The 11,463-nt window shown below is 35.6% G+C and carries 14 protein-coding genes and 1 pseudogene; 3 read left to right on the top strand and 12 right to left on the bottom strand.

Going from position 1 to position 11,463, the window contains the following annotated elements:
• The coding region (locus QZU83_RS09510) for a hypothetical protein (RefSeq protein ID WP_295611765.1) at positions 1-188 on the top strand (188 nt) is incomplete at its 5' end.
• 46 nt (positions 189-234) lie between these two features.
• On the opposite strand, the gene QZU83_RS09505 is transcribed toward QZU83_RS09510, so the two are convergent.
• Positions 235-1,173, bottom strand: coding sequence for a bile acid:sodium symporter family protein (locus tag QZU83_RS09505; RefSeq protein WP_295611764.1), 939 nt, complete (start codon positions 1,171-1,173; stop codon positions 235-237).
• A 197-nt stretch (positions 1,174-1,370) separates the two neighbouring features.
• On the opposite strand from QZU83_RS09505, the gene QZU83_RS09500 reads away from it, so the two are divergent.
• Positions 1,371-2,756 (top strand): carbon starvation protein A, encoded by a 1,386-nt coding sequence (locus QZU83_RS09500; protein ID WP_295611763.1) that lies wholly within the window; start codon positions 1,371-1,373, stop codon positions 2,754-2,756.
• Positions 2,757-2,921: 165 nt separating this feature from the next.
• On the opposite strand, the gene QZU83_RS09495 is transcribed toward QZU83_RS09500, so the two are convergent.
• The 4 genes and pseudogenes from QZU83_RS09495 to QZU83_RS09480 form a co-directional block, all read right to left on the bottom strand.
• On the bottom strand, positions 2,922-3,311 hold the full coding sequence (locus tag QZU83_RS09495; protein WP_295611762.1) for a hypothetical protein: 390 nt from the start codon (positions 3,309-3,311) through the stop codon (positions 2,922-2,924).
• Positions 3,312-3,365: 54 nt separating this feature from the next.
• Positions 3,366-4,028 carry a DNA alkylation repair protein gene (locus QZU83_RS09490; protein WP_295611761.1) on the bottom strand — a complete coding sequence of 221 codons (663 nt, stop codon included), beginning with the start codon at positions 4,026-4,028 and terminating at the stop codon, positions 3,366-3,368.
• A 1-nt stretch (position 4,029) separates the two neighbouring features.
• Complete coding sequence (locus QZU83_RS09485) at positions 4,030-4,449, bottom strand: RNA-binding protein (RefSeq protein ID WP_295611760.1); 420 nt, start codon at positions 4,447-4,449, stop codon at positions 4,030-4,032.
• Between the two features lie 27 nt (positions 4,450-4,476).
• Positions 4,477-5,035: pseudogene (locus QZU83_RS09480) on the bottom strand (50S ribosomal protein L15e).
• A 243-nt stretch (positions 5,036-5,278) separates the two neighbouring features.
• On the opposite strand from QZU83_RS09480, the gene QZU83_RS09475 reads away from it, so the two are divergent.
• Positions 5,279-5,680, top strand: coding sequence for a DUF3795 domain-containing protein (locus tag QZU83_RS09475; RefSeq protein ID WP_295611759.1), 402 nt, complete (start codon positions 5,279-5,281; stop codon positions 5,678-5,680).
• Positions 5,681-5,727: 47 nt separating this feature from the next.
• Here QZU83_RS09475 and QZU83_RS09470 read toward each other — a convergent pair whose 3' ends face one another.
• The 7 genes from QZU83_RS09470 to QZU83_RS09440 form a co-directional block, all read right to left on the bottom strand.
• Positions 5,728-6,027: a DUF2149 domain-containing protein gene (locus QZU83_RS09470; protein ID WP_295611758.1), complete on the bottom strand. Its 300-nt coding sequence runs from the start codon at positions 6,025-6,027 to the stop codon at positions 5,728-5,730.
• A gap of 4 nt (positions 6,028-6,031) precedes the next feature.
• The gene (locus QZU83_RS09465; RefSeq protein ID WP_295611757.1) at positions 6,032-6,673 is read right to left on the bottom strand and encodes a MotA/TolQ/ExbB proton channel family protein; all 642 of its coding nucleotides are present in this window, start codon (positions 6,671-6,673) and stop codon (positions 6,032-6,034) included.
• The gene (locus tag QZU83_RS09460; RefSeq protein ID WP_295611756.1) at positions 6,670-7,323 is read right to left on the bottom strand and encodes a peptide ABC transporter permease; all 654 of its coding nucleotides are present in this window, start codon (positions 7,321-7,323) and stop codon (positions 6,670-6,672) included. Before QZU83_RS09460 ends, QZU83_RS09465 begins: the two co-directional genes overlap by 4 nt.
• Positions 7,324-7,529: 206 nt before the next feature.
• Positions 7,530-8,099, bottom strand: coding sequence for an FmdE family protein (locus QZU83_RS09455; protein WP_394350263.1), 570 nt, complete (start codon positions 8,097-8,099; stop codon positions 7,530-7,532).
• Positions 8,100-8,107: 8 nt separating this feature from the next.
• Positions 8,108-8,911, bottom strand: coding sequence for an ABC transporter ATP-binding protein (locus QZU83_RS09450; RefSeq protein ID WP_295611754.1), 804 nt, complete (start codon positions 8,909-8,911; stop codon positions 8,108-8,110).
• Positions 8,902-9,915, bottom strand: a complete 1,014-nt coding sequence (locus QZU83_RS09445) for an iron ABC transporter permease (protein WP_295611753.1) — start codon at positions 9,913-9,915, stop codon at positions 8,902-8,904. The genes QZU83_RS09450 and QZU83_RS09445 overlap by 10 nt, the downstream gene beginning before the upstream one ends.
• Before the next feature lie 7 nt (positions 9,916-9,922).
• Complete coding sequence (locus tag QZU83_RS09440; RefSeq protein WP_295611752.1) at positions 9,923-11,029, bottom strand: ABC transporter substrate-binding protein; 1,107 nt, start codon at positions 11,027-11,029, stop codon at positions 9,923-9,925.
• Between the last annotated feature and the right edge of the window lie 434 nt (positions 11,030-11,463).

Below are 11,463 nucleotides of genomic sequence, written 5' to 3'. Positions count from 1 at the left end.
AAAACACAATAAAATTAATTAAAAAAGACAGTACACCCCATAGTGCAATTCATCCACAACTTGCAGAAGTTGTGGTATTCTTGCATTTTAAAGATAAAAGTTTTGAGAAAAAAGAAATTGGATGTGAACATTCAAACAGACGTGTTCAAACATCCGATATTAATTGCCCAATAGATTCAATCATATGAAAAAATCAGATTACAGACATGGGAATTACCCAAATCAATGAACCACTCATACATATCTTCGGAATACATATGCAAGAATTGACCCTGCAAAATTCTGCCAAACGGAATAAAGTGCACCCGGAACTGTTGCCTGAGGCAAGCTCGGGAAATGAGTCTTTGCAAGGCCTGTAGATAATCCTGAATTTTGAAAAGCAAGTTCGATGGCCACTGTAATGATTTGTTTTTTATCCATTCCAACAAGATATCCGACTCCAAATCCGAGAAACATTGCAATGAAATATTGCAGAATAATAACGACCATTATTACTGCTGAAGATGTTAAGATGGCCTGTTTATTAGCTCCAATTACACCTGCAACGATTAAACAAATCACAATTGAAGATATTGCAGGCAGATAATCCTTTAATTTCGCACAGAAATTAGGGAATTTGTAATTTAATATCAATCCCAAAATAATCGGAACAATCACTATTTCAATGATTGAGATGAACATGTCAACAGGATTGAAATGAATTTGATTGCCGATTAGCAACAATGTAATCATAGGAGTTAAAATCGGTGAAATTACCGTAGATACTGCAGTTAAGGAAACTGATAATGCAACATCCCCTCCTGAAAGAAATGTGATAACATCAGAAGCTGTTCCTCCAGGCACGGTTCCGACCAAAATAAGTCCAACCGTCAGGGCAGTATCTAAAGAAAAGACTTTTGCAAGAACCAATGCTATCAGAGGCATTATAATATACTGCGCTGAAATACCGGCACCGATTTCTTTTGGATTTTTAAATACATTGACAAAGTCATCCACCTTCAAAGTAGTACCCATTGTAAAAAGAACAATGCTTAAAAGTAAATTCAATACATTTATGCCGTTATAGTTGCTTAAAACCCATTGAAATGAGTTTGGATAAATCAAAGAAATAACTACTGCCAGCAAGACTATTATGAAAAAATATTTTTCAATGAATTTAAAAATCCGTTTCATGCTTTAAATATATACTTTTTATGTTTTAAAAAAATTTTGCATTAATGTATAAAAATCAACAATCCCCGAAAAAGTTTCCGATTCCCTACATATGTTATTGCTTCAACCTATTTTTTTAATGTCAATGAATGCCTCAATTCAATAGCAAAATTATTAACAAACATCAAATAATATATTAGATTAAGAGAGGGAAAATAATGTATAGTTTCATCATTTGTATTTTGGTTTTAATAGCATCATACTTCATTTATGGCAAATTTATTGAAAGGATAGCTGGTGTTGATGAAACTCAAGAAACACCGGCATATAGATTGCAGGACGGCGTTGATTACATTCCAATGTCTAGAATCAAGAATTTTTTAATTCATTTTTTAAATATTGCCGGTTTAGGACCTATTTTTGGAGCCATACAAGGTGCATTATTTGGTCCGGCAGCATTTTTATGGATTGTACTTGGTACCATTTTCATTGGTTCAATTCACGATTTCTTCTCAGGATTCATGTCCCTAAAAGAGGACGGTTTAACAATGCCGAATATTGTTTCAAAGTATATGGGAGCCCGATTTGAAAAATACGTTGCATTTCTCGTGATAATCACTGGAATTCTTGTTTCAGCCACTTTTGCAAAAGGATCTGCAGATTTGCTCAGCAACCTGACACAAATTCCAGTAATCATTTGTCTGACCGTAATATTCATTTACTTCCTGATTGCAACCGTATTTCCAGTTGATAAAATTATAGGAAAAATATATCCTATTTTTGGAGCATTGCTATTGATTATGGCCGTGATAATGACTGGAGGAGTAATTTTTAATCCTGCATACTCCATTCCTGAGTTTACAACACAAGGATTGTATTTAACTGACAAAAGTATTTTTCCATATCTGTTTGTCACCATAGCCTGCGGAGCAATATCAGGATTTCATGCATCACAATCCCCAATAGTTGCAAGATGTATAAAAAATGAAAAAGATGCAAGACCTGTATTTTTTGGAGCGATGGTTTTAGAAGGTTTGGTTGCTCTTTGTTGGGCGGCTATTGCAATGGCATTTTTCCACGGTCAGCCTCAGCTTGCAGCAATTTACAGTGCAACACCTTCAGTGGCAGTTAATGAAATGGCAACAACATTAGTTGGGCCAATCGGTTTGGTTCTAACCGTTATCGGAGTTGTTGTCTGTCCGATTACATCAGGAGACACTGCACTTAGAAGTTCAAGGATAACAATAGCTGATTATTTCCATTTAAATCATGAAAAATTAAGTTCAAGGCTTGAAGTTGCAATTCCATTATTTTTAATAGCATTTGGATTGACATTTGTTGATTTCAGCCTAATCTGGAGATATTTCGCATGGTCCCAGCTGATAGTGGCTACAATAGTGCTATTTACCGCAACTGTTTATCTGATTAAAAAGGAAAAACACTATCTCGTTACATTAGTGCCGTCAGTCATTTGTACTTTTATTGCATTCGGATATATCCTGCAAGCACCTGAAGGTTTGAGATTGCCTTCAATGATAGCCAATGTGATTTCAGTTATTGCAACAGCAATCCTCACTGCGGCATTCCTTAAAAAATACAAATAGCAATATTTCATGAGAAATATTGTTATTTAAACTTATTTTAAAAGAAGTTGATGTATACTCCATGCTCAAAACTAAACTTGTTTTCAATATGATTGGCGTTAATGTTACATACGATTAATTAAAATCATGGTTTTGAATTTGCATCCCATATAATTTGGCGACAAATCAATTAGGAACTACAGTAACATTGCCCTCATATGTGCATCCCTGATATTTGCCATTTCCTGCAAATGTAAAGTTACCATAGTAATTATCCTTGCCGGCTTCAGGCAGATATTGGGCATTTTTAATGGTGAATACCCCGTTTTCGTCAGTGGTCACATCTACAAGAGTTCCCATATCATAACCCGGCTTGTGGAATGTTATTGTCTGATTTGCAACCCCATAGCTATAGGCATCCATCAGCATACCTGAAAATGAGCCGTTTTCTTGAACTTCGGTTTCATTGATGAGTATGAATGTTGGAACATCATTGTTGAACTGGTAGAGAAATACTCCGATGCATATCACCAGGGCAACCAAAATAATTATTAAATAATAGCTTTTTCTCTCCATTACTTTCACCTTTATTATATATATTGGAGAGATTTTAAAATAAAGTTTACTTTTTTAGAATCTTGACTGAACCTTTTCGCTTTCAAGTTCACGAATTGCACCCCTTGCAACCCATTTGCTTGCCTTATTGTCCATTTCAAGAATTTCATAGGCCAAGTCAAGTGCTTTTCTGTTATTTTCCCTGCTTGATTTGCCGATTTGCCTTAAAGCCCAGTTTACAGATTTCTTGACAAAATTCCTATCATCACTAGAAGCTTCCTTAATGATTTCAAAATACATGTCGAAATCAGAATCCTTGTTGTGAACCGCAAGTACTGCTATCAAGCTGAATGCAGTTCTTTTAACGAATTCCTCATCGGATTTTGCCCAAATGAAAATACTGTCAACGGCTTCCGGGATGAATCTCAAAAGATTGATGCATGCCTGGTCCACCAAATCCCATGAATAGAACGTATTGACCCAATCGTTCAGTTGAACCGAATCCACCTTGTCCGGCTCTTCTGTAAGGGTTGCCAAAAGATACGTTTCATGATATCCGTGATTCCAAAGCCTTAAGGCCAGCTCATGGTCTTTGCCGCACTCCTTTGCAATTTTTCTAATCTGCGGCAATCTGAGCCCATAGCTTTTAACATAAGAAATTCCAAATTTTTTCATGTTTTGTGCAAAATCAACATCGGACAACTCTTCAAATTCATGAATGATTTGTTCAAATTCCATTTTAATCATTTAAAATAGCTTCACGAACCTTATCGACTGCAATCTGTTTTTTTGCAGGAAAAGCTGCGATCTTTACCTTGAGATGGATTGAATCTCCGGAATCTTTTATGGTCCAGATTTCATCTAAGGCATCTTCTTTGTCGAATCTTAAAAACCAGTTACCTTTCTCGTCAATTTTACGCTCTAAATCTGCGTTCAATTTATCCAAATCTGTCCACTCGAGGAGTGTGTTAAAAAAAGTCTTTGTGTATCTCTTTTTGGATACGGTACCTGATAAGATTATTATCTTATCTTCAAGTAATCCTTCAGCCTCCTCCGCTTCTATTTCGGCTTCAGGAAGAATGTTTAAAATAGCTTGAGTTATATCATCAATGCTTTCATTTTCATAAACGAAAGCCCTGAATTTAATGTTATGAATCATTTTTATCAAAAAAGGAATGAAGAAAAATTAGATTTTTCTTCTTCTAGCTTGTTCAGAGCCTTTTCCTTTAGAATTTGATTCCACGTCCTTTGTTACCAGCACTAGTTAAGCCTCTGAGAGCTCTGTTAGTGTGTTTTTTGGAGCAAATCCAATTGATTTTTTTATCGTTAATGATAGAAGGACTGTTTGGATCAACTAAAATTACTTCATAGTATTTGTATCTACCATCAGACCATACCCAGTAGGAGTTCAATACTTCTAAGTTAGGGTATTTTTTAGCTACACGTTCTTCAGCAATTCTTTGAATAGATTTTGCTTGGGTAATTTTGTTTACACCCATTCTTTTAGGTTTACGACCATTGAAACGACGGGTTTTTCTTCTTCCACCACGTCTTACTCTGGTTCTTACTAAAACAAATCCTTTTTTAGCTCTGTAACCTAAACTTCTAGCTCTGTCAAGTCTAGTTGGTCTTTCAATTCTTTGAGCTGCTTTTTCTCTTCTCCATTTAGGAGCTCTTTGCCACATGAGTTCACGTACGTAAGACTCATCTGGGTTTTTCCATGCGTCTCTAATATATTTATACATAATAACACCTTTTTGTTCAGCCACGAAGGCCACATCCATATGGGAACTTATCCCAAAAAAAGTAATTATAACTGCTAAAAAATAACAGTAATAAACTATTTGTTTTATGTATTTATAAATGTATCGTTGAAATTGTGTTTTTTAATCTTGATTCAGGGAAAATGAATATTTAAATTTTTATATGAGAACTACTTGACACGGTGCCTACAATATTTTAATATCAAATAAAACATAGTAATTACCATGAAAATGCCTGATGAAATTGATTCAAAATTACTTGCACCATGTGGGATTAACTGCATTAGCTGTGAAAAATATCAAAATCCATGTGCCGGATGTTTGATTAGCAACGACGGCAAAAGCAAGGCCAGCTTAAAGTGCAAAATTAAAACCTGTTTTGATTCTAAAAATTTCAGCTATTGCGGACGCTGCAGCGAATTTCCATGTCCACTGATGAAAAAGCACTCAAAAAAATACGTTAAAAGACATGACCTGAACACACTTGACAGCGCCAAAAGAATTAAGACCACCGGCATCGGACGCATGATGAGCCAGGACAGGGAAAAATGGCTATGTCCAGAGTGCGGAGGAGTTGTGAAATTCCAGACAAAAACCTGCAGCGAGTGCGGTTTTACTGTCGATTGAATTGAAAAAATAGATAAGAAAGGGGCGAAATTACCCCAGAATAATCTTCAGCCCGATACCATTACCAGCTCACCGGTTGTTGGATCTTCATAGACTTTACCAACTTCATTATATCCGCTGTCCTCAATTCCGCCTGCACTGGTGTAGTTTTGAGAGAATGTATCTGCTGTGGAAACATCCTGCGTTGATTGGGATTGTGTAATCATATCCGGATTGACAGACAATGCCATGATTGCAAAAATCAAAAAACCCAATGCCAGAACCAGCATTGCATCCGAAAGGTTATTCAGTCCGCTCATCGGATCATCATCAATCGATTCTGATATTCTTCTTCTTTTTCTAAGCATGAAATCACCATTTGTTTATTGTTTCCAATTCCGCTTCGGCAACGGTTTCAACATCAATCAGTTCAGATTCATACCATTGCTTTTTGTATTTTGATATTAAAAATGCAAGAGCACCGACAGTCAAGCCTGTGACGGTAGTGTCAAAAGCAATAGTCAATGATTCGGCAAGTGTTGCGATATCCCCTGTTCCGAGTGCGGCAAGACCCGGACCCAATGGAATCAGCGTACCCAAAAGACCTAAACTCGGACCTACACGAACCAGTATATCAGTCTTGTTGGTTTTTTTGATTAATCTTGTTTCTTCTGCGGATATCAGCTCACCGGCCAGTGCCTTTCTTGCATCCGGACCAATATCATGATTATCTGCAATCCTTGTTAAAATCTCCTTTTGATAATCAAATAAATCGCTGCTCTTGATTTCCTCTTTCATCTGATTCACATTAGTTGAAAATGAAACTCTCCTGATGAGATTTTCGAGGTCTTTTGATTTAATCGGTTTTCTTGAAATGTATTCATTAATCAAACCTCCGAAAGACAGGATGACAATAACTATTGAAATAACAAGCAGGATTACGACAGGAGTCAGAAGGCTTTCCGATAAAATGTGAATAAAAGATGTTAATGTTTCAGTTCCCTGAAGTATCATAAAATTCCCCCTTTACTATCATTTAAAAGCACACCAATGACTAAAATTACAATAACGGCTATTATAACATATATCAACTGATAAGTAGGAGTCAGAATCAGAAATGAACTGAACATTGAATAGTCAAGATTGAATGTGGAGACGTATGTAAAGGCAAAAATGAAGATTAAAATTGAAGCCAGACACATGAATTCCCCAGTTATCACCGAATATTGTCTTTTAGCATAATGTAATAATTTTGAAAGTTGATAAACAACAAATAAAGTAATAAAAACCAATAAAGAATATAAAATCATTTCAAAAAAGCTTAAGCTTGATTGGGATGCGAATAAAATTACTGCGATTAAAAATGTCAGCAAAATCAGGTATAGCGAAAGTTTAAATTCATTGTTTTTAACAAAGAAAAACATCACAATAAAGATTATGCATCCGATAGCTAAAAATACATAGCTGAAATATTCCAATAAAAAGGATAATGCTGTATTTAAATAAAGGGATACATTCAATAATATTAATGTGGCAACGGCAAATGTTAATGAAATTAAAATCAGCCTCATGTTGTCAATCTTATTATTTCCAAGCAGCAGTGCTGCGTTGGCGGAAAACAACACTAAAATTACTAACAGATATCCTCCAATTAAATCCATCATTACGACCCATATTCTTTATCTGTTTAAATATTATACAACATGAATATATAAACATATCGTAATGAATTATTTATAAATAAAATAATTGGTTATATATTCTTTAAATAATAAAACAAGTGATAAAAATTATTATAAAAACAAATGAATGAAAAATTTTGATATAAATTGAAAAAATAAGAAAATAAGGATGAATAAAAATTTCAATATTATTCATCAATAATTTCGTAATAGGAACCTTCAGCACAGGAAATGCAAATTGGCCTTCCGCCTCTGACCAGATGTCTGCCGTCGGTTACTTTTTCACCACATACGCTGCACCATGCGGTTGTGTGAGGTTTTCCAGGCATTTGGGATTCATTCAATTCAACTTTGACCTTTTCCACATTGAACAATTCTTCAGGAGGTGTCTGTTTGAATCTTTCAATCATCTCATCTCTGGTTTCTTTAATCTTTTCCTTTTTATTGGCATCTGCATCGGAAACCCTTATTGCCTCTTCAGTATCCATATTATAGAATGTTACTGCGAATTTTCCATAGTACATCTGTTTTAAGGAACGTTTACCCATTGAACATTTTGTAACCGCCTGAACCGCATCGGCCATGCATCTGTCGATTTCCAAAAATACTATCAGATTTTTGTGCCTTTGGTTAAGTTCCATTCCCATCAATTCAAGTCCGTACATAGCTAATTTTGTTCCGATAGCTATTCCTCCACAGATTTCTCCATGAAATTCACCGGCCATCTTCAACTGTTCCATATATTCATCTTGATTCATCATATCACCTATAAGTCTAATTCTAAATTTGTTTTTAAAGGTACACAAACCTTTCTTTTATTGTCAAGTTCAATTAGTTTTACATCTATTGAATATGCTTTTTTAAGGTTTTCTTCAGTCACCACATCTTCTGGAGTTCCAAAATCTATGAACCTCTTATCCTTCATGATTGCCACTTTTGTTGAGCTCAGGAATGCATGATCGGGAAAGTGTGATGACATTATTATTGACAATCCGCTTTTTGCCAGATTATCTATTATTTCGAGAAGTTTAATCTGATTGCCGAAATCCAGATGTGATGTCGGCTCGTCCAATATGAGCATGTCCGGTTTTTGGCACAGCACCCTTGCCAAAAATACCAATTGACGCTCTCCGCCGCTTAAATTTGTATATTCCTTATCCTTCAGATTTTCAATTCCCAATGTTTTCAAGGCATCGTTTGCAATCTTAACGTCCTTCTCTTTAGGTGAATCAGTCAAGTTAAGGTAGGGGGCTCTGCCCATCAGGACAACATCGAATACCTTGAATGGAAATGACGGAACGTGAGACTGCGGAATGTATCCGACATGCTTTGAGATTTCTCTGAATGATAGTTTTTTAATGTTTTTGCCATTAATCAGTATGTCTCCAGAATCAATATCATGCAATCCGTTCAGACACTTGATTAACGTGGTCTTTCCGGTTCCGTTAGGTCCCAGAATGCACAATACCTCCCCACGGCCAATGGAAAAACTGATATCCGAAAATATCTCCTCATCATTATATGAAAAAGCGATGTTCCTTACCTCAAATAGTTTATCATCTACGACCATTCTGAATAACCCCTTTTAAGTAAGTATAAGAAAATCGGAACCCCTATTATGGCAGTCAAGATACCTATCGGAATTTCAATAGCTATAACCGCCCTTGATATATTGTCAATCAACAGCAAAAAGCTTGCTCCAAGGCTCAGGGAAGCCGGGAGCAGTATTCTGTTGTCCGGGCCAACTATCATACGTGCCATGTGAGGTATGATCAGACCTACCCAGCCTACAATTCCGCTTATTGAAACTGCAGCAGATGTCAGAAGTGTACATCCTGCAATTATCAGCAATCTGATTCTTGAAGGATTCAATCCCAATGATTGGGCTTCCTCATCACCCATTGCAAGTAGATTCATATGCCATCTTAAAATCAACAGTATTGCAAGGCCTGCAATTACCGGAATCGCTATCATGATTAGCTTATCAGCATTTATGGATGCCAAACTTCCCATTAACCAGTATACGATTTCAGGCAGCTTATCATCAGGGTCTGCAATAAATTTAATGGCAGATATCAATGAGTTGAAAAATGCGGATATCGCAACTCCAGACAAAACCAAAACAAGAATTCCGCCGGCTTTGTAAGTTCTGGAAATCAAATAGGTGGTTGCCACGGAAATCAAGCCAAAAACAAATGCGAAAATCTGAGTCACAATATTGGCTCCGCTTATTAAAATAGCCAATGCCGCACCAAAACCAGCACCGTTTGATACGCCCAGCAAATCAGAGGAAACCAACGGGTTTTTGAATATTGACTGAAAAGCCGCCCCAGATATTGCAAGACAGGCGCCTACAACAATTGCCCCGATAATCCTTGGAAGTCTGATTTCAAAAACAATAGTCGTTATTGTTGAATTTACTTCATATTGAGGAAATATCGGGCACAGCAATGTGTTTATAACATCAATCGGACTGATCGGATATCTGCCAATTAGAAATGAAGCGAAAAATAAAATTATTGGAAAAAAGATTAAAAGCACAATACTTATAATCTCTTTTGTTTCTTTATCCATAAAATCACTATATATTTGATTCTTTTAGACCTGAATCCAATAATATCTGTTTTGCGTCATTATCACTCAAGTCAATGTGATAAAATTTGGAGTAGAACTCCTTGGTTGCATCCTTCATGTTAATGTCCTTATAATCATCAGGATAAATTACCTTAGCTGTCCACGGAACTCCGATAATCATGTTTGCTCCAACAGGCCTGTCAAACCATTTGAACGGAGATTGTGGAGACAAGTAAACTTCCTTATTTTTAACAGCATTGATTTTGCCCCAGTTGGAGTCATTATAAACCTTTGCGTAAAATTCAGGATCATTAGTGATTATCTTATCGGGATTCCAGCTGATTACCTGTTCCATTGAAACCTGAACTCCGCTGGTTGTGTTTGCCTGGCTTACAGAATCTGCAACATTAACACCGCCGACCAGGTCAATCAGCTGCCCGTGAGTTGAATTTGAAGGATTTGTCTGAAGGCCGTCATCACCCTGAGCATAATAAACTGTTTTTTTATTGCTGTCGGATAATTTTGAGGCCTTTTCATGGACAATATCCAAATACTTATTGTTAAAGTCATTTAACTGCTTTGCATTGTCCTGGGCTCCGACAACCTCACCCATGAAAGTTATGGAATCTCCTATCTTTTCAACGTTTGTAGTGTCATTAACTGCAAGCACAGGAATTTTTCCAAATTTTTCCTGACGTTCTTTAACAGTTGATAAATCGCCGTCACCACCTTCATCAATAGATTCGATGACAATATCAGGTTCTGATGCAATAAATTCTTCATAGCTACCATCCTGAGAACCATACCAACCACCAATAACCGGATAATTATGATATTGGCTTGGAACATACTTCAATTCGTCATCTGTCCACTGGAAGTTAACAGCTTTCAATTTATCAGGTGCAATCATATATAAAACAGTGGTCATCGGAGGGCTTGTAGCCACAACATTTTTAACTGAAGCAGGTATTTCAACTGATCTGTTAATCATGTCGGTGACATTTTTTGAACCGACAGTTTCTACAGTCGAAGGAGTTAAAAACAAGTGTGTAGCTACCCCTGCTATAACCAAAACAATCAACAATAGAATTATTACCTTTATTTTCTTTTCCATTTTTTTACCCCAAACTTAACTTACGATAAGAATGTATATTCATTAAGCTATTTAAGAATTTCTCTAAAATATCAAATTTTATATGAAAATAAATATACAAATAATTAAATTGGTTAAAAATATTTTAAATTAAATTATATCAAAAAATAAATGCTCTAAAAAGTGATTTAGAAATAATACTTAAAATTATCGTTGATAATAAATTTCAGAATATAAACATGAAAACTTTATGATTACACTTTAAGAAAACCATTCGAGGATTCGCAAATACTGTCGATTAAAATGAAAGTACGATCAATTATTTTAACAGTTGCTCCCATTGCATTAATTTTAATCATAGATAACATTAACATTAACAATTTGAGTTAGGAAAATAGCTTTGAAAATTGTTGTAGTGTATATGAAAAAATAAAAAAAGAATAAATATGCAAAAA

Source organism: uncultured Methanobrevibacter sp., from assembly GCF_902771435.1.
Lineage (GTDB): Archaea > Methanobacteriota > Methanobacteria > Methanobacteriales > Methanobacteriaceae > Methanocatella.
This window is presented reverse-complemented; position numbering and strand designations above follow the sequence as displayed.

Coding starts and splice junctions, on each gene's coding strand:
- QZU83_RS09505 (WP_295611764.1), bottom strand. CDS start 1,173: ATGAAACGGATTTTTAAATTCATTGAAAAATATTTTTTCATAATAGTC.
- QZU83_RS09500 (WP_295611763.1), top strand. CDS start 1,371: ATGTATAGTTTCATCATTTGTATTTTGGTTTTAATAGCATCATACTTC.
- QZU83_RS09495 (WP_295611762.1), bottom strand. CDS start 3,311: ATGGAGAGAAAAAGCTATTATTTAATAATTATTTTGGTTGCCCTGGTG.
- QZU83_RS09490 (WP_295611761.1), bottom strand. CDS start 4,028: ATGGAATTTGAACAAATCATTCATGAATTTGAAGAGTTGTCCGATGTT.
- QZU83_RS09485 (WP_295611760.1), bottom strand. CDS start 4,449: ATGATTCATAACATTAAATTCAGGGCTTTCGTTTATGAAAATGAAAGC.
- QZU83_RS09475 (WP_295611759.1), top strand. CDS start 5,279: ATGAAAATGCCTGATGAAATTGATTCAAAATTACTTGCACCATGTGGG.
- QZU83_RS09470 (WP_295611758.1), bottom strand. CDS start 6,027: ATGCTTAGAAAAAGAAGAAGAATATCAGAATCGATTGATGATGATCCG.
- QZU83_RS09465 (WP_295611757.1), bottom strand. CDS start 6,673: ATGATACTTCAGGGAACTGAAACATTAACATCTTTTATTCACATTTTA.
- QZU83_RS09460 (WP_295611756.1), bottom strand. CDS start 7,323: ATGATGGATTTAATTGGAGGATATCTGTTAGTAATTTTAGTGTTGTTT.
- QZU83_RS09455 (WP_394350263.1), bottom strand. CDS start 8,099: ATGAATCAAGATGAATATATGGAACAGTTGAAGATGGCCGGTGAATTT.
- QZU83_RS09450 (WP_295611754.1), bottom strand. CDS start 8,911: ATGGTCGTAGATGATAAACTATTTGAGGTAAGGAACATCGCTTTTTCA.
- QZU83_RS09445 (WP_295611753.1), bottom strand. CDS start 9,915: ATGGATAAAGAAACAAAAGAGATTATAAGTATTGTGCTTTTAATCTTT.
- QZU83_RS09440 (WP_295611752.1), bottom strand. CDS start 11,029: ATGGAAAAGAAAATAAAGGTAATAATTCTATTGTTGATTGTTTTGGTT.